Origin of the sequence: Streptomyces sp. NPDC048436, assembly GCF_043200355.1 — a bacterium.
Classification (GTDB): Bacteria; Actinomycetota; Actinomycetes; order Streptomycetales; family Streptomycetaceae; genus Streptomyces.
In genome coordinates this window covers 73,787-97,343 of sequence record NZ_JBICXP010000018.1, presented here as the reverse complement: position 1 = coordinate 97,343, position 23,557 = coordinate 73,787, and the positions used below count along the sequence as shown (strand labels likewise).

Sequence of the window (23,557 nt, the reverse complement as noted above, 5' to 3'; positions counted from 1 at the left end):
GACCGCGGGCACGAAGACGAACCGGCGTGCGCGCCGGTCGAGCTTCCTGACCCATAGTGCGCGAATGGGCACAAAGCGTCCTGTTGGATCTTGGGCCACTTGGGCTGACCTGCTCAGGTTGCGCGAATGGAGCAGCCCTCTCACGCTGAGACTTACTCAGAAGCGATCAGCGCTCACGCTTCGTGCTCGGGGCGTCGGCTCGCAGAGCCGACCGGTACCGGGAGCTTCGCTGAGAGGAGCCAAGAGCGATGAAGACTGCGATCCCCTGCTACTACCACCTCGAGGTGGAGATCAGCTCAGAGAGTGTCGACCGCGTCAGGCGCATTCTGGCCGCGCATCTTCGGCACTGGGGCCTGGGGATTCTCGTCGAACCCGTGTGCCGCTGCGCCGGCGTGCTGCTCCGGGCGATCGAGACGCACGGGACGGACAAGAACACCGTCGTCGAGATGTGGTGGACCGGACAGCACCTCATCACCGCCGTGTCCGACAACGAACGCGACCTGCCCCACCCTCACTTCGGGCCGGAGGGCTACCTGGCGCAGATCGCCGCGCTGAGCGACGGATGGGGCAACTACCCGGCGACCAACGGCAAGATCATCTGGTTCTCGCACCGCGCCCGGGCCGCCGACGGCGCCCTGCTGGCCCCCGCTCCGCCCGCGCCCGACCTGCGCTCGGCGTGCCAGGCGCCGCGCGAAGTGCCGGTCGCCGGGGTCGGAGCGCCTGAAGAGGTGGAAGCCGTGCCCGCCGCCGTCACCGCGGACGCCTCCGCCCAGCGGGCGGACGAGTCCTGCCCCAGGATGGTGGAGCGATCCACAGCGTCGGATCCGATGCCACGAACGGTGCCCGCCGTGTGAGCCCGGTGCTCATGCGGCAGCGCGCCACGGCCGCGGCGTCCCGCTGGGGAAGCCGCGGCCTGCCGACGCCCACGGCCGCCGACGCGTGACACACCCGAAGACCACGCTCATCCGTACGGAGGTAGCCGCGTGCGCACCTGGATCGGACGCCCTTTTCCCCTCGGCGCCACCTATGACGGTGAAGGGACCAACTTCGCCCTGTTCAGCGAGGTCGCCGACCGTGTCGACATCGTCCTCATCCACGAGGACGGCACACACCACAGCGTCTCCCTCACCGAGGTCGACGGCTTCGTCTGGCACTGCTACCTGCCCGGCGTCGGCCCGGGGCAGCGCTACGGATACCGGGTGCACGGCCCCTGGGATCCCGCCGCGGGCCACCGGTGCAACCCCGCCAAGCTCCTCCTGGACCCCTACGCCAGGGCGTTCGACGGGCAGGTGGACAACGATCCCTCGCTCTTCGAGCACGCGGCGCAGGGCCCCGAACCGGCCGACAGTGCCGGGCACACCCTGCTCTCGGTGGTGACCGACCCCTCCTTCCCCTGGGAGGGTGACGTCCTGCCCCGTCGGCCCTATGCCGAGACCGTGATCTACGAAGCCCATGTGCGGGGCCTGACCCGAAGACATCCGGGGGTCCCCGCGGAGCTGCGGGGCACCTACGGAGGCCTGGCGACCGAGCCGGTGATCGACCATCTCCTGTCGCTGGGGGTGACCGCGGTCGAACTGATGCCGGTGCACCAGTACGTGCAGGACGGCTTTCTGCGGGACCGTGGCCTGTCCAACTACTGGGGGTACACCTCCATCGGCTTCTTCGCCCCTCACAACGCCTACGCGGCGCGCTGCTCCCGCGGCGAGCAGGTCACCGAGTTCAAGTCGATGGTCAAGAAGCTGCACAGGGCCGGGCTCGAAGTGATCCTGGACGTGGTCTACAACCACACGGCGGAGGGCAACGAGAACGGGCCCACGCTCGCCTTCCGCGGCATCGACAACGCCTCGTACTACCGCCTGGCGCAGGACGATCCGGCCCACTACTTCGACACCACCGGCACGGGCAACAGCCTCCTGATGCGGCACCCCAACGTCCTGCAACTGGTCATGGACTCACTGCGCTACTGGGTCACCGAGATGCATGTCGACGGGTTCCGTTTCGATCTGGCCGCCACGCTCGCCCGGCAGTTCCACGACGTGGACCGTCTTTCGGCGTTCTTCGACCTGGTCCAGCAGGACCCGGTGGTCGGCCGCGTCAAACTCATCGCCGAACCGTGGGATGTCGGCGAGGGGGGCTACCAGGTCGGCAACTTCCCGCCGCTCTGGTCGGAGTGGAACGGCAAGTACCGCGATTCGGTACGGGACTTCTGGCGCGGCGGGGAACACTCGCTCGGCGAGTTCGCCTCCCGCCTTACCGGGTCATCCGACCTCTACCAGCACGACCGCCGCCGCCCGCGCGCCAGCGTCAACTTCGTCACCGCGCACGACGGCTTCACGCTGCGCGACCTGGTCTCGTACAACGACAAGCACAACGAAGCCAACGGCGAGGACAACCGGGACGGCGACAACGCGAACCGCTCGTGGAACTGCGGCGTCGAGGGCCCCACCACCGATGAGGGAATCCTGGAACTCCGGGCGCGCCAGCAGCGCAATTTCCTGGCCACTCTCCTGGTCTCCCAGGGGATTCCGATGATCGCCCACGGCGACGAGCTGGGCCGCACGCAGCAGGGCAACAACAACGCCTACTGCCAGGACAGCGAGATCTCCTGGGTCGACTGGGACCTCGATGACGACCAGCGCGATCTGCTCGACTTCACCCAGCGGGCGATCGCCCTGCGGGCCGCGCACCCGGTGCTGCGAAGGCGCCGCTTCTTCCGTGGCGACACGGCGCTCCGCGGGGGCCAACACCTCCCGGACCTCGTGTGGTTGCGGCCGGACGCGCACGAGATGACGCAGGAGGACTGGCAGCGGTCCGACGCGCACGCCGTCGGTGTCTTCCTCAACGGTGACGCGATCACGGAGCCCGACTCGTGCGGCCGACCCGTGGTGGACGCCTCGTTCCTGCTGCTCCTGAACAGCTTCTGGGAGCCGATCGTCTTCCGCCTGCCCGGCCGCTCGTACGGTGAACGCTGGACCACCCGGATCGACACATCGGACCCGCGGGGCCAGTCGGACGAGACCGAACACAAGGCGGACAGCGAAATCGCCATCGGTGCGCACAGCCTGCTGCTGCTCTCCCGCGCTCCCCTGACGACGGGCAACGCGGCGCGACACGGTCGCCCGAACGGCGGCGCCCGCTGAGGCTCTTGGCACGGCATCGTTAGGGAGACCCTCAGGGCCCAGCCAGCCCGCACGTAACAGGCGCCGGACTCCGGTCGGAGCGCCTCGATTTCCAGGACGGCCGCACATGCACCACGACGACAGGAAGCCTCCGGGACCGGACAGTACGACGGCTTCGGGCGAGAAGGAACGGATCTCAAGGACCGGATCCGTATTGGGAGAGTCGGCGGTCGGGGCTCCCTGCTGGGTCAGTCTGACCGCGCGGGATCTGGCCACCGCGGAGAGGTTCTACGGCGCGGTGATGGGCTGGCGGTTCCGCCCGGCGAGGCTCGGCGACCAGTTCTCCGTCGCCACGGCCCACGGTTTCCCCGTCGCCGGTGTCGGCGCCATCGCCTCCTCCTTCCAGATCGCGGCGGCCTGGACCCCGTACTTCGCCGTTCTGAGCGCCAATGACACGGTGAGCCGCGTCCAGGAGCGCGGAGGGACGGCGGCGGTGGGGCCGATTCCCTTCCCCAACGGGCGCGCGGCCATCCTTGCCGATCCGGATGGGGCGGCCTTCGGCGTCTGGGAGGGCGAGATCCTGACGAGTTGGAGAAGCGAAGCGCATTCCGCGCCGGCCTGGCTGCGCCTGCAGACCCGCGACGCCTTCGACGCCGCGATCTTCTACGGCGAGGTCCTTGACTGGGCGTGCGGGCGTCCGGAGTGCTGCGAGGTGCGCTACCAGGAGGAAGAGGTGGTGCTCTTCAGCGGCGGCCGCCCCGCGGCCCGGCTGGGGTCGGGCGCCGTCGAGGCGGACCCCGACCCGGCCGTCCGGCCGCACTGGCAGGTCTACTTCACTGTCACGGATGTCGAGGCGTGTGCGCGCGCGGCCGTCGAATGGGGCGGGCTTGTCGTCGATCAGGACTTCACCGCCCGCCCGCCGTCCGCGACCCTGCGGGATCCCGACGGCGCGCAGTTCAGGGTCGTCGGCCGGGAGTCAGGCCGCGGCTCCGCCTGAATCCGCCGCGCGTGCCGAGGAGTTCGGTCACGAGGCGGCGCGCGTACGCGGCGTCGAGCCCGGCCGGGCGGAAGAGGATCCGGTACATCAAGGGGGAGACGACGCGGTCCATGACCGTCTCCACGTCGGGAACGCTCCTTGTGGGATCGGCCATTGCGGGGACGGCCTCTGTGCGGTCGGCCGCGCGGGCGAGGATGACGTCGATCTGCTCGGCCGCATAGGCCGAGCACTGCCCGGCGTTGCTGCCGTCCGGGTCGCCGAGCAGAGCGTCACGGATGTAGGCGCGGCCCGAGGGGGACGCCATCTCGTCCAGGAACTGCTCCGCCCAGGCCGTCAGGTCGGACAGCAGATCGCCGTGGTCCTCCGGAGCGGTGTCGGGGCGCAGGCGCTCGACCGCCACGTCGGACAGCAACTCCTGGAGATCTCCCCAGCGGCGGTAGATCGTCGACGGTGTGACGCCCGCGCGCTGGGCGACCAGCGGCACGGTCAGGGCGTCCCGGCCCATCTCGGACTCCAGTTCGCGTACCGCGGTGTGCACCGACGCCTGGACCCGGGCGCTGCGCCCACCGGGGCGCACCATCTTGTTGCGGCTCATGGAACCACCTTAAAGCAAAGATGTTGCGTCTAGCTCGACCGGTGTGCTGAGAGGTCCCGCCTGCTCGTAGGCGCGCGCGGACTGCTCATAGGCATGCGCGGCCCGCAGGAGCGTCGCCTCCTCGAAAGGCCGCCCCAGCAGCTGCATGCCGATCGGCATGCCCGCGCGGTCGCGGCCCACCGGCATGGTCAGCGCGGGTACACCGGTGATGTTGGCGGGGGCCGACAGGCGTACGTAGGCGTCGGAGACCCCCTCCACCGTGCCGTCAGGCCAGGTGATGGTCTCCTGAGCGGCCGGCACCGCGGTGACCGGAACCGTCGGGGCGGCGATGATGTCGACCTCGTCCAGCAGGGCTGCCCACTCGTGCCGCATCAGGGTCCGGGCGCGCTGGGCGCGCAAGTAGTCCCCGGCAGGCATCAGTTCGCCTGCTTCCAGAAGGATTCGGACGTCCGCCTGGTACAGCTCGGGGACGGTGCGCAGGGTCCGTTCGTGGTACGCGGTGGCCTCCGGGACCATCAGTCCCCACTGGATGGCCTGAAGGTAGCGCGCCATGGGGATCTCGACCTCGACGAGCTGTGCGCCCAGGTTCTCCAACTCGTCGACAGCGGCTCGGACCGCGGCCTCCACCTGTGTGTCGACGTGGTCGAAGTAGTGGTTGCGCGGTACTCCGACGCGCAGTCCGGTCAGATCCGGGTCCGGGCCCGGCCGGTAGTCCTGGGCGGGCAGGGACAGGGAGGCGGGGTCGCGCGGGTCGTGTCCGGCCAGGACGGACAGGACCAGGGCCGCGTCCCGGGCGGTGCGGGTGACCGGGCCGACATGGTCGAGCGACCAGGACAGCGAGGTCACGCCGTGGCGCGGGACGAGGCCGTAGGTCGGCTTGAGGCCGACGACGCCGTTGAGTGCGGCGGGGACGCGGATCGATCCGCCGGTGTCGGTGCCCAGGGCGAAGGTCGCGGTACCGGCGGCCACGGCGACGGCCGACCCGCCGCTCGATCCGCCTGCGACCCGGCCGGGGTCCCAGGCGTTGCGCGTCTGCGGGGTGGTCAGGCCGTAGGCGAATTCGTGGGTGTGCGTCTTGCCGGCCAGGATCGCGCCGCCCGCCGCCAGACGCGCGGCGACCGCGCTGTCGGCCTGCGCACGGTGGTCGGCCCGGACCCGGGAGCTCGCGGTCGTCGCCACGCCGGCGACGTCGATCAGGTCCTTGAGCCCCATGGGGATCCCGTGCAGCGGGCCACGGAAGCGGCCGTCCGCGGCCTCGCGTTCGGCCTGGAGGGCCGACTGCCGCGCCCGGTCCGCCGTCACCGTGGCGTAGGCCCCCAGGTCCGGTTCCAGCTGCTCGATGCGCTCCAGTACGGAGTCCACCAGTTCGACCGGCGAGATGCGCCGCTCCTGGATCGCGTCCGCGGCGGCGGTGAGGGTCAGGTCAGACAGCCGCATCGCGCTTCTCCTCTCCCGCACGCACTGCGCGTTCTGCGCGTCCTACGTGGTAGGCCGCGGCCGGCGGGGTGTCACCGAAATCCAGTTCCCGCAGGACCGAGACGACGGAGTGGATGTGCTGGGCCGTGGCCGCCACCTGGGCATGGCGGACTTCTTCCAGCGGCTGCCCCGCACGGGCGGCCCAGCGGGCCGCCTCCTGCGGGGTGAGTTCCTCGGCGGACATGGGCGTCCATCCTTTCCCTGAAATGGTGGCGCGGCGCGGCAGAGCCACCCCGAGCCTTAAACGCAATGCGTTTGCTTTAGTGGACCGTAAGGCTTACGGTCCACTAAAGCAAACGCATTGCGTTTATCGATGTCCGCCCGATGTCCGCCCGACATCGAAGAGCAGGCGTCCGCCCCGCATCGAAGAGCAGAGGAAAGGCCGACCATGCCCACCACACCCGCCACCCCCTCCCCCACCTGGACGGTGGGCGACGTCACCGTCCACCGCATCGACGAGACCCCCCTGCCGCCCGCGACCGGGCCATGGCTGCTGCCCGACGCCACCCCCGCGGTGGTGACCGGCCAGGACTGGCTGCACCCCGACTTCGCCGACCAGGAGGGCATCCTGCGCATCGACAGCCACAGCTTCGCCTTCGTCGCGGGCGGGCAGCGCGTCCTGGTCGACACCGGTATCGGCAACGGCAAGGAGCGGGCCAACCCGGCCTGGCACGACCTGCGCACCGACTTCCTGGAGCGCCTCACCGCCGCGGGATTCCCCCCGGACTCCGTGGACCTGGTGATCCTCACCCACCTGCACGCCGACCACGTGGGCTGGAACACGCGGTACGTGGACGGCCGTTGGGCCCCCACCTTTCCCAACGCCCGCTACCTCACCTCCCGCGTCGAGCGGGAGTTCTGGGCCGCGTACGCCATGGAGGCGGCCCGCGAGCAGATGTTCCGCGACTCCGTGATCCCGGTCGAGGACGCGGGCCTGCTGGAACTCCTCGACGTCCCCGCCGGGGGCATCGAGGCCGCGCCGGGCGTGCGCCTGCTGCCCACACCCGGCCACACGCCCGGCCACGTCGCCGTCGAGTTGACCAGCAGGGGCGAGCGCGCCCTCATCACCGGCGACTGCGTCCACCACCCGGTCCAGCTCGCCCATCCCGCCATCGGCGCCTGCGTGGACATCGACCCGCGGCAGTCCGAGGCGTCACGCCGCGCACTGCTCGGATCCGTCGCCGACACGGACACCCTCCTCCTGGGCACCCACTTCGCACCGCCCACCGCCGGCCGCGTCATCACCCAGGGGGATGCCTACCGGCTGCTGGCCGACGCCTCCTGACGCTTCACTCCGGAGACCGCAGCCCCCGCAAGAGCAGTTCGATGAGCCGGCGAGGGTCATACCGGGGGTCGGTGTCGCGCCCGACGCAGAGGTTTCCGATGCCGCGCATCAGCTCGTAGGGCTGGGTGCCGGGCCTGATCTCGCCGGCTTCGACCGCGGCGTCCAGGAGCTGCGTGCAGACGGGCAGCAGGCGGTCGAGGAAGTACGTGTGCAGCGCGGCGAACCGGCTGCTGTCCGACTGCAGGGCATCAGCGAGGCCGTGCTTGGTGACCAGGAAGTCGACGAAGAGGTCGATCCATTGGCGCAGTGCGGCGAGCGGCGAGTCGGCACTGGCCAGCAGCTTCGGGCCTGCCTCGGCGCAGGCCTCGATCTGGTGGCGGTAGACGGCGGTGACGAGGTCCGCCCGGGTCGGGAAGTGGCGGTAGATCGTCCCCATGCCGACGCCCGCCTGGGCCGCGATCTGGCGGATCGGAGCGTCGACGCCGGAGGTGAGGAAGACCTCGGCGGCCGCGGCGAGAAGAGTCTGCTGGTTGCGCAGCGCGTCGGCCCGCTTGCTTCGGGCCGGAGTCTTACCAGCGGGGCTCTCGGTGGACACCAGGCTTCCTTCCCACATCGCTCGGCAGCGGCGCTCCGCGACATCACTCGACGGCATCACCCGACGACGCCGCTCGACAGCATCCCTTGCCAACGTCGCTTGACAAAGCGGAACAGCGCTCCGGATACTAATCGGAGCGGCGTTCCGCTTCGGGTTCCAGGTTAGTCGAAGCCGGGCGCTCCCCACTACCCGGCCCGCTGCCGCCCGTAGGGGACCGGCGAGCGGGACAGAGGTCTCAGAAGGGACCCACGCATCATGCGCACGCTCACATCCACCGATCCCCAGGCCGACACCTCGTTCGGCCCGCCCGTTCCCGTGCTGTCGGTCAGCCCCGTGGTGCTGTCCGTACCCGGACGTCCCGCGGACCTCCAGATACGCGTCTCGGCACCCGTGAGCGGGACCGATCTGCCGGTCGTCCTCCTTTCCCATGGCCACGGCCCCTCGAACAACCTCTCCTCGCTGAACGGATACGCGCCGCTCGCCCACGCCTGGGCGGCGCAGGGCTTCGTCGTCATCCAGCCCACGCACCTCAGCTCGCGGACGTTGACCCGGCTGCTCGCGGACGTTCCCGGTGCGCCCTTCTTCTGGCACTCACGTGCCCGGGACATGACGCACATCCTCGACCGGCTCGACTCGATCGAGACCGCCGTGCCGCAGCTCGCCGGACGGATCGACCGCACCAGGGCCGCCGTCGCCGGACACTCGCTCGGCGGCCACACGGCAAGCCTCCTGCTGGGCGCCGGGGTCACCGACCCCGACACCGGGGAGAAGATGGACTTCGCCGAGCCCCGTCTGACGGCGGGTGTGCTGCTGGCCGCGCCCGGCAGGGGCGGCGACATCCTGACCGGGGCCATGGTCCCGCATGTGCCGTTCCTGCAGACCACCGACTTCTCCACGATGACCACACCCACGCTGGTCGTCGCCGGCGACAAGGACGACTCCCGGCACTTCACGGACGTCGGCCCCGACTGGCACACCGACCCCTACACCCTCTCCCCCGGCCCCAAGACGCTGCTCACCCTGTTCGACGCGGAGCACGGCCTCGGCGGGATCGCCGGGTACGACGCCGCCGAGACCACGGACGAGAGCCCCGAGCGGGTCGCCGCGGTAGCACGCCTCGCCTCCGCCTATCTCCACACCCAGTTCCACCCCGGCGACACCGCCTGGGAGACGGCGCGCGACGCGCTGACCACCGGCTCCGACCCCGTGGGCCGAACCGAATCCAAGTAGGCCGGACCACGGCGGCGTACGAGCGATGCGGGCGTCGCCCCGGCTGACCGCAAAACCGTGCGGGACGCTCCCGCCGGCGCGAGGATGGGGGCATGGAGGATCCGTCGCTCGACGCGGTCAGCACCCCGGGGCGCGTCGCCGCCGCCGATGAGGGCATCGGCCAGGACGAACTGGCCCTGGCGGCACGCAATCACGGTCTGCCGCTGGAGGCCCTGCGGTACGACGTCACGCCGCCCGGCCTGCACTACGTACTCGTCCACTACGACATCCCCGCCACCGACGCACAGCGGTGGCGGCTGTCGGTCAAGGGCCAGGTCCGCACGCCCCTGGAGCTGGGGATGGACGAGCTGCGGGCGCTGGAGCCCGTCACCCGCCGGGTCACGATGGAGTGCGCGGGCAACGGCCGCGCCCAGCTGAGCCCACGGCCGGTCAGCCAGCCCTGGCTGGTGGAGGCCGTGGGCACCGCCGACTGGACAGGTGTCCGCCTGCAAGCCGTCCTGGACCGGGCGGGCGTACGAGCGGATGCGGTCGAGGCCGTGTTCACCGGCGCGGACCACGGCATCGAACGCGGCATTGAACAGGACTACCAGCGCAGCCTGCCGCTCCCTGTGGCCGAAGACGTGCTGCTCGCCTACGAGATGAACGGCCGGCCCCTGCCGCCGCAGCACGGTCATCCCCTGCGGCTCGTCGTCCCCGGCTGGTACGGCATGGCCCACGTGAAGTGGCTTCACGACATCACCCTGACCGACACCCCGTTCACCGGCTTCCAGCAGGCCGTGGCCTACCGCTACCGGCAGACCCCGGACGATCCCGGCGAGCCCGTCACCCGCATCGCCCCGCGCGCCCTGCTGATCCCGCCCGGATTCCCCGACTTCATGTCCCGCGTCCGCGTCGTGAACCCCGGTCCGCTTCCCCTGGAGGGACGCGCCTGGTCAGGGCACGGGCCCATCACCCGGGTCGAGATCAGCGCCGACGACGGCCACACCTGGGCCGACGCCGAGGTCACCCCGCGCCCGCCCCACAGCACGGCATGGCAGGCCTGGCACACCACGTGGACGGCGACTCCCGGCCGCCACACCCTGGCCGTGCGTGCCACGGACGCCGACGGCCATGCCCAGCCCCTGGACCCGCCCTGGAACCGCGGCGGTTTCGCCAACAACGCGGTCCAGCGCGTCGCCCTTGTGTGCAGGTCCGCCACCGCTTCCTGAGCCGCGCGGGCCACCCCGTAGCGTGAGGTCACAGTTCGCGACCACCAGATCGCGTACGGGGTACGTCACCTGCCATGGGGGGCCGATGAAGATAGTGATACCCGGAGGGACCGGACAGGTCGGCGGTGTGCTGGAACGCGCGCTGACCGCCGCCGGTCACGACGTCGTCGTACTGACCCGGCGGCCGACCCGCCGGAGCCAGGAGCAGTGGGACGGGCGGACGCTCGGGAACTGGGCGGGCCAGCACATCGACGGCAGCGATGTCGTCATCAACCTGGCCGGACGCAGCGTGAGTTGCCGCTACACCGACGCCAACCTGTACGACATGATGGAGTCACGGGTGCGCTCGGCGGAGGTCGTGGGAGCGGCGATCGCGGCCGCCGCCAAGCCTCCCCGGCTCTGGCTGCAGATGAGTACGGCCACCATCTACGCCCACCGCCACGACGCACCCAACGACGAGGCGAACGGCGTCATCGGCGGCCACGAGAGCGGCGTTCCCGACTACTGGGCCTACAGCGTGGAGATCGCCAAGAACTGGGAGCGGGCGCAGGAAGAGGCTGCCACGCCCCACACCCGCAAGGTCGCGCTGCGGGCCGCCATGGTGATGAGCCCGGATCGCGGCGGGGTCTTCGACGTGCTCCTGCGGATGACGCGCCTGGGCCTCGGCGGACCCGTCGCCGGGGGCGGTCAGTACATGTCGTGGATCCACGACCAGGACTTCGTGCGCGCCGTGCGGTTCCTGATCGAACGCGGCGACATGGAGGGGGCGGTGAACCTGTCGGCTCCCGGCCCGCTGACCCAGCGGGCGTTCATGCGGGCGCTGCGGCGCGCCTGGGGCGGCGTTCCGGTGGCGCTCCCTGCGACGAAGTGGATGGCGGAGATCGGCGCGTTCGCCCTGCGCTCGGACACCGAACTGTTGCTCAAAAGCCGCCGGGTGGTACCCGGTCGGCTGCTGGAGGCGGGCTTCTCGTTCGAGTACGCGCAGTGGGCGGACGCGGCGAGCGATCTCAGCCGCCGCGTGCGGCAGCGCGATGCCTGAGCCCGGCCGCACTCCCCTGCGGGGCTCGCCGGTGGCACGCCATCTCCCTTTGCCCGGCGGCGAGTTGCTCTGCCGCGGCGACGCACGGCACGTACGCGTCACCCCGTGTCCCGCCACATCGCGGCGTTGGCGCACGACAGGCCGGTGGCACGGCGCGGAGCGCGCTTCGCGTGCCACCGGCCGCCGCGGAACCGCCTCTTCACCGGCACAGGCCCTGACGGCTCTCTCGGCCCTCTGGGGATACGGCGGGCGGCCAGCGGTTACGGTGCTGGAATGGTGATCACAGGGGAAGGGACAGCACCCGGGACGGCGGTGCTGATCGCGGCCGCCCCCGCGGGCAAGGGACGTCTCATCGAGGCGACATCGGTTCTGGCGGCTCTCGCGGCGGTGCCCCCGCCCGTCCTGACCGGAACCGACGCGGCGACCGTCGTCGAACTCGCCGACCCTCTGGACCCGCAGACCGTACTCACGCGCATCCAGGCCGCGGCGGCCACACCCGGCCCGCTCTGCCTCTACCTCACCGGCCAGCTCCACCTCGACCACAAACAGCACCTCCTCCACCTCGCGCTCGCCCGCACCACCCCCGCCACCCTGCGCTACACCGCCCTGCCGTGGCACTGGCTGGCCGGCGAGCTCAAACTGCGCCGGCCGGGCGCGATCACGACGGTGGTCCTGGACCTGGTCGCCGACGCCGACTCCTGGCAGCAGATCACCGCGCAGGGCCTCGCGCTGGGTCATGGAGTGCGCGTATACGGGCGGGTCCTCGCGCCGCCGCCCCGCCGCACCCTCGTCAGCCCGGACTACCTCAAGGCGTGCGCCGCGATCTGGCGCAGCGGTGCCCGCCCGCCGCTGGCCCAGCTCCACGAACAGGCCGCCGCCCAGTGCGGCCCTGGGGACGCGCTTCTCCTGGCCGTCGACGCCCCGGCCTCTCCCTTGCCCGGGATGGCACCGCGCGAGGCACCGGCACCGCACACCCCGGCCCCCGCGCAACCGCCCGTCGAGCCCACGGCCACCGACCCGCATCCGGCGATCCTGGAAGCGGCCCGCGAGGGGCGGCACGGCGAAGCGGCCTCGATCGCTGCCAGTTGGGAGAGCCAGGCCCTGCGTACGTACGGCACCGGCTCGGCACAGGCCGTCCACTGGCTCGAAGTCCGCGCCGACCTCGCCAGGCTCGCGGGCGAGCCTGCACGAAGCTGCGAGCTGTGGGCGGCCGCGGCCCAGACCCGGCTGGCCCGGCAACAGGCCACGGACGACCCCGACGTCGAAGGGGCCGTCGACCGCGCCCACCACCAATGGGAACAAGTGCGCGACCCGGAGCGGGCCCGCGCGCTCGCCCCCGCCCTAGTCGACCTGCGCCGCCACGTTCCGGGCCGACAGCGCGGCGCGCTGGCCGCCCTGCAGAGACGGCTGGAACAACTCCACACCCAGCCCCCGGCGCCAACTCACTGACGGGGCCACGCCCATCGCCGTACCTGGCGGCATCCTGCGTACGGGATCACCGGCCACTGAACAGCAGTGCCGCGCGGCCGATTTCCGTGAGCCGGTTCTCGTACGCTACAGTCGATCTTGAGAGCGCGTCCGGAACTCCCGGTAGCGGTCCCGGCGTTGGTCGTCCAAGGAAAGACGCCCCGCTTCCTGCGGGGAAATGCAGGTGCAAGGCCTGCCCAGCGCTCGCGAAGAAGCCCCGGCCCCACAAGGCCGGGGCTTTTCGCTGTGCACGACCCCGTCGAGACACACAAAGCCCCGGCTGGACGGGGGGAGACCACCCCTCGCAGTGGCGCCATCTTCAGGTCGGCCAAGTGATCACCCTGTACGAGGACCGATCCGCCCTACTTGTTCGGCCCCCGGAAGCGCCCGAACGCCTTGGTGAGGGCACCCAGTGATGAGCCGTCCGCCTTGGTCGATCCCGGCGTGGCCGTGCCGGGGACGCCGTCGCCGCCGGTCGCGTCGGCCAGCGCGGCCTGGGCTGCCTCGGCCGCCTCCCGGTACAGGTCACGCGACGTCGTCATGGCGTCGAGCGCCTCGGCGTACTTGGTGACCATCCCCTGGGCGTGGTCCAGCTCCTCGTCCGGGGTCAGCAGGTGCCAGCCATGGCGCAGCCGTGTCAGGGCCTGCTCCGCGTCGGCCTGCAGCGGTCGCGGCAGCGCGGCGAACTCCTTGATCCTGTCCAGCAGTTCGGTCGGTTCCGAGCCGTCCAGGAAGACGCTGCGCACCGTGAAACGTTCCGCCTCGTAATCCGGCCCCTGCGGCGCCGGGGGCAGGATGACGGCGCCGCCCCGCGGCATCCGCACGCTCAGTTCACGCTTCATCGCGAAGTCGGCGATCTGCGCCTGCTCGGGCGTGCCCCGGTGCTCGACCACCCGGTGGCGCAGGCTCGGTGGCAGGAAGGCCGAGACCGGCTGCTGTCCCTTGGCGTCCGGCGTCATCGCCTCGTGCACCACGACATGGATGTACCAGCTCTTGCGGGTGCAGTCCCGCAGCCGGTGGCGCAGTTCGTCGTCGTCCTTCGGCAGCTGGTTCGTCGCCCGCAGGAGCACGCCCGGCACGGTGTCGTGGTCCCAGGGGACCCGGTCGCTGTCGGGCCAGAACATGGTGGCGGGCGAGGGCCAGTACGCGTCCCACGCCCGCTCGGCCTCGGCCACCAGGACCCAGGTGACGCCCTCGGCTTCCTTGCGGCGGGCCTCGGGGTCGTACGTGGTCAGCTGCGCACGCACCGTGACGTCATCGGCGACGCGCCAGCGGGCCTCGAACACACGGCGGGCCAAGGGGCCGGGGTCGGCGGAGTCGTCCCGGGGGTGCAGGACGGTGGAGCGGGCCGCCTCGACGGGGTCGAGGTCCAGGAAGTCGTCGAGCACCCCGGCCGCCTTGAGGGCGATCAGGTTGCGCCGGACGTCCTGTTCGGGCTCGGGCCCGAGGTGGCGCCCGCGCCCCAGCCACGCGGTGTCGGGGACGGTGGTCGAGGAGGTGCTGTTCTTGGCCATGGAATCGTTCTGTGAGGGGTCGGGGCCCGACCAGTATGGTCCGTGGCTCTGACAACGGCGGCGGCACCCCGCCGACGGCTCTCCCGCGCTCGTCGGGGGCCATGCGGGGAGTCCGGTGAGGACGCTGCACTCCTGCCCCGCGCGGCACGCCCCAACCCATTACACCGCGCCTGAGCGTCCCCGTGCCGGTTCCGCCGCCTCTTGATCACCCTCTCCGCCGTCGGTCATCCAGATAAACCTCATACGGAGCAAGATCGCTTCATCGAGGTAACTCGGCGGCTTTTTCGGGCGAGTTGGGCGCACCGGCCTTTAGCGTTTCCATGGATCTGGACGGGTTCTCATGGATTGAAAGGTTTGTCACGGATCTGGACGGATTAGCAGCAATTCACCCACTTCGCCCCAAGGAGGCCTCGCCCGATGACCGTTGAGACCAGCCCGGAAGCACAGGTGGAGCCGCCTCCGCAGTCCAGCCTGAGCACCGCGGCTGCCCGCAACCTGGCCACCACCACGAAGTCCGCCCCCCAGATGCAGGAGATCACCTCTCGGTGGCTGCTGCGGATGCTCCCCTGGGTGGAGACCAAGGGCGGCACCTACCGGGTGAACCGCCGGATGAACTACACCGTCGGCGACGGGCAGATCGAGTTCGTGCAGGACGGCGCCGATGTGCGGGTGATCCCGGGCGAGCTCGGCGAGTTGGCTCTGCTGCGCGGCTTCGACGACAGCGAGGTCCTGACCGCGATCGCCGACCGCTGCGTCCAGCGCGACTTCCACGCGGGCGAGGTTCTTGCCGAGCGTGGCGCCCCCGCCGAGCAGATCCATCTGATCGCCCATGGCCGGATCAACCAGACCTCTGTCGGCAAGTACGGCGACGAGGTCGCCGTCGCCGTACTCGCAGACGGAGACCGATTCGGCGAACAAGCCCTTCTGAACCCCGAAGCACGCTGGACCGCCACCGCCACCGCCGAGACCTCCGGCACCCTGCTCACCCTGTCCCGCGACGACTTCACGGCCCTGCTGTCGACGGCGCCCACCCTTCAGGCGCACGTCGAGCGGTTCAGCTCGCTCTCCCAGCAGCGGCAGACCCGGCACGGCGAGGCCGAGATCGCGATGTCGGCCGGCCACACCGGCGAAGCCGAGCTGCCGGGCGCCTTCGTCGACTACGAACTCAACCCGCGTGAGTACGAACTCTCCGTCGCGCAGACCATTCTGCGCGTCCACACGAGGGTCGCCGACCTCTACAACGGGCCGATGAACCAGACCGAGGAGCAACTCAGGCTCACCATCGAGGCGTTGCGCGAGCGCCAGGAGCACGAGCTGATCAACAACCGGGAGTTCGGTCTGCTCCACAACGCCGCCTTCAAGCAGCGGATCCAGACCCACTCGGGCCCGCCCACCCCGGACGACCTCGACGAGCTGCTCTGCCGCCGCCGTGGCACCAAGCTCTTCCTCGCCCATCCCAGGACGATCGCGGCCATCGGCCGGGGGTTCAACGCGTACGGGCTCTACCCGGACCACGTCGACCTCGGCGGGCAACAGGTCCCTGCCTGGCGTGGAGTCCCGATCCTGCCCTGCAACAAGATCCCCATCAGCAAGGAAAACACCAGCTCGATCCTCGCCATGCGCACCGGCGAGGAGAACCAGGGCGTCATCGGTCTGCACCAGACCGGCCTGCCCGAGGAGTACGAACCGGGCCTCTCGGTGCGCTTCATGGGCATGAGCGAGCAGGCGATCATCTCGTACCTGGTCAGCACCTATTACTCCGCCGCGGTCCTCCTGCCCGACGCGCTCGGCGTCCTGGAGAACGTGCAGATCGCCCGTACACCGAGGAGCTAAGGAGCTACGGATGCCCGATCCCGGGCTTTCACCTCTGCAGTCGAGCGCGCTGCCGAATCCCGCCTTGGAGAAGCTCCTGCGCGGTCCCAGCGGTCTGGGCACGGCGGGCCTGCACCTGGGGCGGCGTGAGGAACCTCCGGCCCAGCCGGAACCCGAAGAGCCCGAGGAACCCGAGGAACCGGCCGAGGGCACACCGGTCCCCGGCCTCTACCACCACCCGGTGCCGCCGCCCGACCCGGCGCGCGTCGAGGAGGTCAGCAGCCGGATCAGGGCCTGGGCGGTGGACGAGGTCCAGGCGTTCCCCCCTGAGTGGGAGGACCAGTTCGACGGCTTCTCCGTCGGCCGCTACATGGTCGCCTGCCATCCGGACGCTCCCTCGGTCGACCACCTGATGATCGCCACACGCCTGATGGTCGCGGAGAACGCGGTCGACGACTGCTACTGCGAGGATCACGGCGGCTCCCCCGTCGGACTCGGCAGCCGCCTCCTCCTCGCCCACACGGCTCTCGACCCGCTCCACACGACGAAGGAGTACGCGCCGGACTGGGCGGCGTCACTCGAGTCGGACGGACCCCGGCGCGCCTACCGCTCGGCCATGGCGTACTTCCTCAAGCAGTCCACCGCCTCGCAGGCCGACCGGTACCGGCACGACATGGCCCGGCTGCATCTGGGCTACCTCGCCGAGGCGGCCTGGGCCGAGACGGATCACGTTCCCGAGGTGTGGGAGTACCTGGCGATGCGCCAGTTCAACAACTTCCGCCCCTGCCCCACGATCACGGACACCGTCGGCGGCTACGAACTCCCGGCCGACCTGCACGCCCAGTCCGAAATGCAGCGGGTCATCGCGCTGGCAGGCAACGCCACCACCATCGTGAACGACCTGTACTCCTACACCAAGGAGCTCAACAGCCCCGGCCGGCATCTGAACCTGCCCGTGGTGATCGCCGACCGTGAGGGTGTCTCCGACCGGGACGCCTATCTGAAGGCGGTCGAGGTCCACAACGACCTCATGCACGACTTCGAATCCGAGGCCGCCGCCCTTGCGGCCGCCTGCCCCGTCCCGAGCGTGCTGCGTTTCCTTCGCGGCGTGGCCGTGTGGGTCGACGGCAACCACTACTGGCACCAGACCAACACCTATCGATACAGCCTGCCCGACTTCTGGTAAGGAACGGACTCCACTGTGACCAGCACCGAATTCGCCAACAGCGCTTCCGTGTCCATCCCCGCCCCCGCGTCGCCCTACCAGGGAGACATCGCCCGCTACTGGGACCAGGAGGCCAGGCCCGTGAACCTGCGCCTCGGCGATGTCGACGGGCTCTACCACCACCACTACGGCATCGGGGACGTCGACCACGACGCCCTCGGGTCCGCCGACGACAGCGCGTACGAGAAGAGGCTGGTCGCCGAGTTGCACCGCCTGGAGTCGGCGCAGACGGGAGTCCTTCTCGACCAGCTCGGCCCCATCGGACGTGACGACACGATCGTCGACGCGGGCTGCGGGCGGGGCGGTTCCATGGTGATGGCCCACCAACGGTTCGGATGCAGGGCCGAGGGCGTCACCCTGTCGGCCAAGCAGGCCGACTTCGCCAACCGCCGCGCGCGGGAACTCGGCATCGAGGACCACGTGCACGCCCGCGTGTGCAACATGCTCGACACTCCGTTCGAGACGGGCCAGGCGGCGGCCTCGTGGAACAACGAGTCGAGCATGTACGTCGACTTGGACGACCTCTTCGCCGAGCACTCCCGGATCCTTGCGCGCGGCGGCCGATATGTGACCATCACCGGCTGCTGGAACCCGCGTTACGGCCAGCCTTCGAAGTGGGTCTCCCAGATCAACGCGCACTTCGAGTGCAACATCCACTCCCGCCGGGAGTATCTGAAGGCCATGGCCGACAACCGTCTCGTACCGCAGACCATCGTCGACCTGACTCCCCAGACGCTGCCCTACTGGGAGTTGCGGGCCACCTCTTCACTGGTCACCGGCATCGAAGAGGCGTTCATCAACTCCTACAGGGACGGCTCCTTCCAGTACCTCCTGATTGCGGCTGACCGTGTCTGATCACGTCTGATCGCATCCGAACAATCGCTGGTGAAAGGTCCGGGTCCGTCGGGTGACGGGTCCGGACCTTTCGCGTACGCAGGTGTGGAACACGATCACTGGGGCACTCAGGGCCGGACAGAGAGGGAAAGGAAATCCGCACTGTTCGGCATATGTAACCCTATGTGTTCGCTCAAGTGGTGGCCGACGGTGAGCCGGCGGAGTGTGGATGCAGGCACACCCGCTCGCAGTTCCGACCGACGGGAGAGCCAGTGACCACGCACGCGCAAACACCGCGGGAAGAACCGCGCACGCCCACGCCGACCCTTCCGCCGCGCCTGTTCGCGCCCCCTGGCGTCTACTCACCGCAGTACGACACCAAGCTCCTGGCCAGGGCCCTGTGCCGCGAGGCTGTCGACTCCGGCACCTCGGTCCTCGACCTGGGTACGGGCTCCGGCGCGCTCGCCGTGACCGCGGCCCGGCTCGGAACACGCGTCACGGCGGTCGACGTCTCCTGGCGGGCGGTGCTGACCGCACGGCTCAACGTGCTGCTGGCCGGGGAGTCGGTCACCGTACGCCATGGCGACCTGACCACGGCCGTCCCGGAGCGTTCCTACGACCTCATCGTCAGCAACCCGCCCTACGTGCCCTCACCTTCCGCGCGGCTGCCGCGGCGCGGTGCGGCCCGGGCGTGGGACGGCGGCCCCGGCGGCCGGGCCATCGTGGACCGCGTTTGTGACGCGGCGCCCGGGGCACTGCGTCCCGGTGGCGTCCTCCTCATGGTGCATTCCGGACTGTGCGGCGCGCAGGCGTCACTCGACCGGCTCACGTCGCTCGGGATGGACGCCGAGGTCATCGAGCGCGCCTACATCCCGTTCGGTCCTGTCCTGCGCTCCCGCCGGGCATGGCTGCGCCGCCAAGGACTCCTTTCCGACGACGCGATCTTTGAAGAGTTGGTGGTCATCCGTGCCGAACGCCGCTGAGCGCCCCCGCCGCGTCACGGTGGACCGCGAGGGTCCTCTCCTGGTGGAGGGACCGGTGGAGGTGGTCGGCGAGGACGGCACCTCCTTCGTGTCGCACCGTTTCACCGTCGCGATCTGCACCTGCCGCCGCAGCCGTACGTACCCCTGGTGCGACACCAGTCACCGCCGCCGGGTGAAACCCGGGGACGGCGAACCACACCCCACGACGGAGGGGAAGCCATCGTCATGAGCCTGCGTCCCGAGTCCCGCCGGCGCAGTCCCGGGCTCCCGGCTCCGCGCGGCGAGCTGTCCGACGACGTCCTCGCCGCGCTCCAGCGCAACGAGCCCTCATGCCTCCCGCCCGCCCAGGCGCGCCAGGCCGATCCCTACGGAGAGGATCTCCAGCTCGCGCTCTACGTCCTCTACGAACTCCACTACCAGGGGTTCAAGGGCGTGGGCGACGACCGGGAGTGGGACCCCGGCCTGCTGGCCCTGCGGCAGGTCCTTGAGCAGCGGTTCCTCGCCGCACTGCGCACCGACGTGCCACCGCACGACGATGCCGAACAGGCACTGGACGCCCTGCAGTTGGAGCCTGTGGGATACGACGGGTCGAGCGTGAGCCACTATCTCCAGCGCGAGGGGGAGCTGTGGCAGCTCAGGGAGTACGCGGCGCTGCGCTCGCTGTACCACCTCAAGGAGGCCGACCCGCACGCCTGGGTGATTCCCCGGCTGCACGGCAGGGCCAAGGCCGCCATGGTGGCCATCGAGTTCGACGAGTTCGGCGCCGGGCGCAGCGAGGAGATCCATGCCGGGCTCTTCGCCGACCTCATGGCCGACCTCGGCCTGGAGACGGCCTACGGCCACTATCTCGACGCGGCCCCCGCCCAGGCGCTCGCCACCGTCAATCTCATGTCACTGTTCGGGCTGCACCGCGCTCATCGCGGCGCGCTGGTCGGGCACTTCGCGGCGGTCGAGGTGACGTCTCCGCCCGGCTCGCGCCGGCTGGCCGCGGCGCTGCGCCGCACCGGCGCAGGACCCGCCGCCCAGCGGTTCTACGACGAGCACGTCGAGGCCGACGCCGTACATGAGCAGGTGGTACGCCGTGATGTCGTCGGCGGTCTCCTGGCCGCCGAACCCGCACTCGAATCCGACGTCACCTTCGGTCTGCACGCGACCGGCTTCCTTGAGGACCGCCTCGGGGCCAGGCTCCTGGAATCCTGGCGTCGAGGACAGAGCGCCCTGCGCTCGCCCCTGGCGGGAGCGGAGGGCGGCGCGGCGGGCGAGGTGCCGCAGACAGCGAAGGAAGGAGCACGGCCGTGAACGACGCGCACAGCTCACAGGACCCCACCACCGCCCATCCCCGCCCCGACTTTCCCCAGCAGGACCAGGAGCACCCGGGCTGGACCGGCCCGATGGACCCGCCGCCGGACCACGGCGAGGACTCCTACCGGGGCAGCGGACTCCTGGAAGACGCCAAGGCCGTCATCACCGGCGGTGACTCCGGCATCGGACGCGCGGTGGCCATCGCCTACGCCCGCGAGGGCGCCGACGTCCTCTTCACCCACCTGGCCGACGAAGCGGAGGAGGCCCGTGAGACGGCCCGGCTCGTCAAGGAGGCGGGCCGTACCGCGATCGCCGTCCCCTGTGACCTCCGCGAGGAGGAGCAGTGCCGCGCGGTGGTGGAGCGTCACCTTCACGCAGGGCCTCGCGCAGATGCTGGTGGATGACGGGATCCGCGTGAACGCCGTAGCGCCGGGCCCGGTGTGGACGCCGCTGATTCCGGCGACGCTGCCGGAGACCGCCGAGTTCGGCAAGCAGGCGCCGATGGGGCGCCCGGCCCAGCCCGCGGAAATGGCACCGGCCTATGTGTTCCTGGCGTCGCGTCAGGCCAGTTTCATCACCGCCGAGATCATGAACGCGACGGGTGGCACTCCGCTTCCCTGATTCCCTGACACCCGCCGCGGCACACCGCCGCGGCACCCAGTTCCGCGCCGTCCGCCGAGGGGGAGAACCATCATTCAGTGGCCGTCACTGACCCGGGAGGCCTCAGCGCTGTGGCGCGCGGGCCGCAGAGCCGTCACGGAGTCCGGCCCCGAGCGGGACATGGCCGTCCAGTCCCTCAAGGCCGCCGGCGCCGCCCTGATCGCGTGGGCCGTCGCCGGCTGGTGGTGGGATGCGCCGATGGCCTTGATGGCGCCCTGGACGGCACTGTTCCTCGTACAGGGCACCGTCTATCGCTCCCTGCTCTCCGGAGTGCAGCAGTTCGCCGTGGTCATCGTGGGCACGCTGATCGCGGCGGGCGCCGGTGCCCTCCTGGACAACACGATGGCGGCCATGGCCGTGGCCCTGCCCCTGACGGTCCTGCTCGGCAATTACGCCCGCTTCGGCACGCAGGGGGTCTACGCTCCCACCGCGGCGCTCTTCGTCCTCGCCTACGGTCAGTACAGCGGAGTCGACATCGGGCACCGCCTTCTGGAGACGCTGCTCGGGGCGGTCATCGGCATCGGCGTGAACGCCCTGGTACTTCCGCCGGTCCACCTGCGCAACGTCCAGCATCTGCGCGGCCGGCTCCCACAGGACTGCGCGGAGTTGCTGCGCGACGCGGCGGATGGCGTGCGGGAGACATACGACAAGTCGCAGGCCGACGGCTGGTACTCCCGCGCGCAGAGCCTCACGGACCTGGTCACGGACCTGCGGACGGCCCGGCGCTGGTCGAACGAGAGCTACCGTTTCAACCCTCTCGTCCGGGTCCGCCGCTCCTTGCCCCAAGTACCCTCAGCCGACTGGGACTTCGCCTGGGACCGGCTCACCGAGCATGTGCGGATCACGATGCGTACGCTGAGCGAGGATGCCCAGGACCGCAATGAGCGCCCGGCTCTTCCCGTCGACGTACCGGAGATTCTGTCGTCCTTCCTGGCGGCAGCGGGCTCGGTGTGCGCCTCCGACGAGAGCTCCTCCTCGGCGCTCGGCTCCGCCCGTGAAGCCCATAACCGCCTCGCGTCCTTGCTCAAAGACACGCGGTACGAGCCGACGCCGGTCTTCGCCGGCATCGTGGCCGAGACGCATCGGCTCCTGCACGACCTGGAAACGGTGGCAGGTCCGCTGGAGACTACAGGGTGATGAGTGCTTTGAGGACGCGTCGGTCGGCCATGGCCTGGTAGGCCTCGGGGGCCTGGTCGAGGGTGAAACTCCGGTCGAAGACACGGCCGGGGGTGATGGTGCCGGCCAGGATGTCGGGCATCAGTTCCTCGATGTAGGCGCGAGCCGGGCTGGCGCCTCCGGTGAGGGTGATGTTCCGCAGGATCATGGACGGGCCGACCGGGCCCTGTTCGTACTGCGGGACACCCAGGCGGCTGATGGTGCCGCCGTCGCTGACCGCTTCGAGCGCGGTGTCCAGGGTCTGGCGGGTGCCGACGGCCTCGACGACCTTCTCGACGCCGTCGCCGCCGGTCAGGTCACGCACACGGGCGGCGCCTTCCTCGCCGCGCTCGGCGACGACGTCGGTGGCGCCGAAGTCGCGGCCCAGGTCGGTGCGGGTGGTGTGCCGGCCCATGAGGACGACGCGTTCGGCGCCCAGCCGCCTGGCGGCGATCACCGCGCACAGGCCGACCGCGCCGTCCCCGATGACGAGCACCGAGTCGCCCGGGCCGACGCCGGCCGTGACGGCGCCGTGGTGGCCGGTGCCCATCACGTCGGAGAGGGTCAGCAGCGACGGCAGGAGCGCGGAGCCGGCGTCGACAGGCAGCTTGACCAGCGTGCCGTCGGCCTGCGGGACGCGCACCGCCTCGCCCTGGCCGCCGTCCACCCCGTCGAAGCCGTACCGGCCGCCGTGCCGACAGGAGAAGTGCAGGCCCCGGGCGCAGTAGTCGCAGGTGTTGTCGCAGTACGTGAACGGGGCGAGGACCAGGTCTCCTGCCCTGACGCCCGCGACATCGGCGCCCGTCTCCTCGACCACGCCCAGGAACTCGTGGCCCATCGGGCGGCCGGTGTCGGTGGCGGGCATGGACTTGTAGGGCCACAGGTCGCTGCCGCACACGCACGACAGAACGGTGCGCACGACGGCGTCGGTGGGCCGGTGGATCTTCGGGTCGGGGCGGTCCGTGATCCGGACGTCTCCGGCTCCGTACATCACTGCTGCACGCATGAGGGTCCTCCTTGGGGGGGGCGGTCCACCGTTCGGGGCGGAAGAGCGGTTCGGT

Annotated in this window: 21 protein-coding genes and 1 pseudogene; 16 read left to right on the top strand and 6 right to left on the bottom strand. The window is 70.7% G+C overall.

All coding sequences use genetic code 11. The features are described 5' to 3' along the window. Positions 1 to 248: 248 nt before the first annotated feature. From ACGFX9_RS37520 to ACGFX9_RS37510, 3 genes are all read left to right on the top strand, one after another. Complete coding sequence (locus ACGFX9_RS37520; protein ID WP_393484144.1) at positions 249 to 854, top strand: pep a2; 606 nt, start codon at positions 249 to 251, stop codon at positions 852 to 854. 129 nt (positions 855 to 983) lie between these two features. Next, complete coding sequence (gene glgX, locus ACGFX9_RS37515; RefSeq protein WP_393484141.1) at positions 984 to 3,140, top strand: glycogen debranching protein GlgX; 2,157 nt, start codon at positions 984 to 986, stop codon at positions 3,138 to 3,140. 106 nt (positions 3,141 to 3,246) lie between these two features. After that, on the top strand, positions 3,247 to 4,116 hold the full coding sequence (locus tag ACGFX9_RS37510) for a VOC family protein (protein ID WP_393484138.1): 870 nt from the start codon (positions 3,247 to 3,249) through the stop codon (positions 4,114 to 4,116). On the opposite strand, the gene ACGFX9_RS37505 is transcribed toward ACGFX9_RS37510, so the two are convergent. From ACGFX9_RS37505 to ACGFX9_RS37495, 3 genes are read right to left on the bottom strand one after another with little or no spacing between them, the layout of a single operon-like run. After that, entirely contained in the window at positions 4,076 to 4,711 is a 636-nt protein-coding gene (locus ACGFX9_RS37505) for a TetR/AcrR family transcriptional regulator (protein WP_393484135.1), read from the bottom strand. The two genes, ACGFX9_RS37510 and ACGFX9_RS37505, sit on opposite strands and share 41 nt — an antisense overlap. A gap of 9 nt (positions 4,712 to 4,720) precedes the next feature. Continuing rightward, positions 4,721 to 6,148 (bottom strand): amidase, encoded by a 1,428-nt coding sequence (locus ACGFX9_RS37500; protein ID WP_393484132.1) that lies wholly within the window; start codon positions 6,146 to 6,148, stop codon positions 4,721 to 4,723. Continuing rightward, positions 6,135 to 6,371 carry a hypothetical protein gene (locus tag ACGFX9_RS37495; protein ID WP_393484129.1) on the bottom strand — a complete coding sequence of 79 codons (237 nt, stop codon included), beginning with the start codon at positions 6,369 to 6,371 and terminating at the stop codon, positions 6,135 to 6,137. Before ACGFX9_RS37495 ends, ACGFX9_RS37500 begins: the two co-directional genes overlap by 14 nt. Before the next feature lie 204 nt (positions 6,372 to 6,575). On the opposite strand from ACGFX9_RS37495, the gene ACGFX9_RS37490 reads away from it, so the two are divergent. Beyond that, positions 6,576 to 7,472, top strand: a complete 897-nt coding sequence (locus tag ACGFX9_RS37490) for an MBL fold metallo-hydrolase (protein WP_393484125.1) — start codon at positions 6,576 to 6,578, stop codon at positions 7,470 to 7,472. Between the two features lie 4 nt (positions 7,473 to 7,476). On the opposite strand, the gene ACGFX9_RS37485 is transcribed toward ACGFX9_RS37490, so the two are convergent. Next, positions 7,477 to 8,067: a TetR/AcrR family transcriptional regulator gene (locus tag ACGFX9_RS37485; protein ID WP_393484120.1), complete on the bottom strand. Its 591-nt coding sequence runs from the start codon at positions 8,065 to 8,067 to the stop codon at positions 7,477 to 7,479. Positions 8,068 to 8,322: 255 nt separating this feature from the next. On the opposite strand from ACGFX9_RS37485, the gene ACGFX9_RS37480 reads away from it, so the two are divergent. From ACGFX9_RS37480 to ACGFX9_RS37465, 4 genes are all read left to right on the top strand, one after another. After that, positions 8,323 to 9,297, top strand: coding sequence for an alpha/beta hydrolase family protein (locus tag ACGFX9_RS37480; RefSeq protein ID WP_393484117.1), 975 nt, complete (start codon positions 8,323 to 8,325; stop codon positions 9,295 to 9,297). A gap of 92 nt (positions 9,298 to 9,389) precedes the next feature. Continuing rightward, entirely contained in the window at positions 9,390 to 10,505 is a 1,116-nt protein-coding gene (locus ACGFX9_RS37475) for a sulfite oxidase (RefSeq protein WP_393484114.1), read from the top strand. Between the two features lie 85 nt (positions 10,506 to 10,590). Further along, positions 10,591 to 11,544, top strand: a complete 954-nt coding sequence (locus ACGFX9_RS37470; RefSeq protein ID WP_393484111.1) for a TIGR01777 family oxidoreductase — start codon at positions 10,591 to 10,593, stop codon at positions 11,542 to 11,544. A gap of 273 nt (positions 11,545 to 11,817) precedes the next feature. Beyond that, entirely contained in the window at positions 11,818 to 12,993 is a 1,176-nt protein-coding gene (locus ACGFX9_RS37465) for a hypothetical protein (protein WP_393484108.1), read from the top strand. Positions 12,994 to 13,373: 380 nt separating this feature from the next. On the opposite strand, the gene ACGFX9_RS37460 is transcribed toward ACGFX9_RS37465, so the two are convergent. Continuing rightward, positions 13,374 to 14,525 (bottom strand): hypothetical protein, encoded by a 1,152-nt coding sequence (locus ACGFX9_RS37460; RefSeq protein ID WP_393484105.1) that lies wholly within the window; start codon positions 14,523 to 14,525, stop codon positions 13,374 to 13,376. Positions 14,526 to 14,942: 417 nt separating this feature from the next. Here ACGFX9_RS37460 and ACGFX9_RS37455 point away from each other — a divergent pair, with 417 nt between their 5' ends. The 8 genes and pseudogenes from ACGFX9_RS37455 (at position 14,943) to ACGFX9_RS37420 (ending at position 22,478) form a co-directional block, all read left to right on the top strand. Further along, positions 14,943 to 16,358, top strand: a complete 1,416-nt coding sequence (locus ACGFX9_RS37455) for a family 2B encapsulin nanocompartment shell protein (RefSeq protein ID WP_393484102.1) — start codon at positions 14,943 to 14,945, stop codon at positions 16,356 to 16,358. Further along, positions 16,279 to 17,523, top strand: a complete 1,245-nt coding sequence (locus tag ACGFX9_RS37450) for a family 2 encapsulin nanocompartment cargo protein terpene cyclase (RefSeq protein ID WP_393484159.1) — start codon at positions 16,279 to 16,281, stop codon at positions 17,521 to 17,523. The genes ACGFX9_RS37455 and ACGFX9_RS37450 overlap by 80 nt, the downstream gene beginning before the upstream one ends. Before the next feature lie 15 nt (positions 17,524 to 17,538). After that, positions 17,539 to 18,417 (top strand): geranyl diphosphate 2-C-methyltransferase, encoded by an 879-nt coding sequence (locus tag ACGFX9_RS37445; RefSeq protein ID WP_393484099.1) that lies wholly within the window; start codon positions 17,539 to 17,541, stop codon positions 18,415 to 18,417. Positions 18,418 to 18,668: 251 nt separating this feature from the next. After that, positions 18,669 to 19,379, top strand: coding sequence for a HemK2/MTQ2 family protein methyltransferase (locus ACGFX9_RS37440; RefSeq protein ID WP_393484096.1), 711 nt, complete (start codon positions 18,669 to 18,671; stop codon positions 19,377 to 19,379). Further along, complete coding sequence (locus tag ACGFX9_RS37435; protein ID WP_393484093.1) at positions 19,363 to 19,608, top strand: CDGSH iron-sulfur domain-containing protein; 246 nt, start codon at positions 19,363 to 19,365, stop codon at positions 19,606 to 19,608. The genes ACGFX9_RS37440 and ACGFX9_RS37435 overlap by 17 nt, the downstream gene beginning before the upstream one ends. Continuing rightward, positions 19,605 to 20,678: an iron-containing redox enzyme family protein gene (locus ACGFX9_RS37430; protein ID WP_393484090.1), complete on the top strand. Its 1,074-nt coding sequence runs from the start codon at positions 19,605 to 19,607 to the stop codon at positions 20,676 to 20,678. Before ACGFX9_RS37435 ends, ACGFX9_RS37430 begins: the two co-directional genes overlap by 4 nt. Next, a pseudogene (locus ACGFX9_RS37425) lies at positions 20,675 to 21,302 on the top strand (SDR family oxidoreductase). Before ACGFX9_RS37430 ends, ACGFX9_RS37425 begins: the two are co-directional and overlap by 4 nt. Before the next feature lie 159 nt (positions 21,303 to 21,461). Further along, on the top strand, positions 21,462 to 22,478 hold the full coding sequence (locus ACGFX9_RS37420; protein ID WP_393484087.1) for an aromatic acid exporter family protein: 1,017 nt from the start codon (positions 21,462 to 21,464) through the stop codon (positions 22,476 to 22,478). Here the strand turns inward: ACGFX9_RS37420 and ACGFX9_RS37415 are convergent. Next, complete coding sequence (locus ACGFX9_RS37415; protein ID WP_393484084.1) at positions 22,468 to 23,502, bottom strand: zinc-binding dehydrogenase; 1,035 nt, start codon at positions 23,500 to 23,502, stop codon at positions 22,468 to 22,470. The genes ACGFX9_RS37420 and ACGFX9_RS37415 overlap by 11 nt on opposite strands. Positions 23,503 to 23,557: the final 55 nt, after the last annotated feature.

Coding starts and splice junctions, on each gene's coding strand:
- ACGFX9_RS37465 (WP_393484108.1), top strand. CDS start 11,818: ATGGTGATCACAGGGGAAGGGACAGCACCCGGGACGGCGGTGCTGATC.
- ACGFX9_RS37495 (WP_393484129.1), bottom strand. CDS start 6,371: ATGTCCGCCGAGGAACTCACCCCGCAGGAGGCGGCCCGCTGGGCCGCC.
- ACGFX9_RS37475 (WP_393484114.1), top strand. CDS start 9,390: ATGGAGGATCCGTCGCTCGACGCGGTCAGCACCCCGGGGCGCGTCGCC.
- ACGFX9_RS37520 (WP_393484144.1), top strand. CDS start 249: ATGAAGACTGCGATCCCCTGCTACTACCACCTCGAGGTGGAGATCAGC.
- ACGFX9_RS37430 (WP_393484090.1), top strand. CDS start 19,605: ATGAGCCTGCGTCCCGAGTCCCGCCGGCGCAGTCCCGGGCTCCCGGCT.
- ACGFX9_RS37420 (WP_393484087.1), top strand. CDS start 21,462: ATGGCCGTCCAGTCCCTCAAGGCCGCCGGCGCCGCCCTGATCGCGTGG.
- ACGFX9_RS37490 (WP_393484125.1), top strand. CDS start 6,576: ATGCCCACCACACCCGCCACCCCCTCCCCCACCTGGACGGTGGGCGAC.
- ACGFX9_RS37500 (WP_393484132.1), bottom strand. CDS start 6,148: ATGCGGCTGTCTGACCTGACCCTCACCGCCGCCGCGGACGCGATCCAG.
- ACGFX9_RS37460 (WP_393484105.1), bottom strand. CDS start 14,525: ATGGCCAAGAACAGCACCTCCTCGACCACCGTCCCCGACACCGCGTGG.
- ACGFX9_RS37470 (WP_393484111.1), top strand. CDS start 10,591: ATGAAGATAGTGATACCCGGAGGGACCGGACAGGTCGGCGGTGTGCTG.
- ACGFX9_RS37455 (WP_393484102.1), top strand. CDS start 14,943: ATGACCGTTGAGACCAGCCCGGAAGCACAGGTGGAGCCGCCTCCGCAG.
- ACGFX9_RS37415 (WP_393484084.1), bottom strand. CDS start 23,502: ATGCGTGCAGCAGTGATGTACGGAGCCGGAGACGTCCGGATCACGGAC.
- ACGFX9_RS37480 (WP_393484117.1), top strand. CDS start 8,323: ATGCGCACGCTCACATCCACCGATCCCCAGGCCGACACCTCGTTCGGC.
- ACGFX9_RS37505 (WP_393484135.1), bottom strand. CDS start 4,711: ATGAGCCGCAACAAGATGGTGCGCCCCGGTGGGCGCAGCGCCCGGGTC.
- ACGFX9_RS37510 (WP_393484138.1), top strand. CDS start 3,247: ATGCACCACGACGACAGGAAGCCTCCGGGACCGGACAGTACGACGGCT.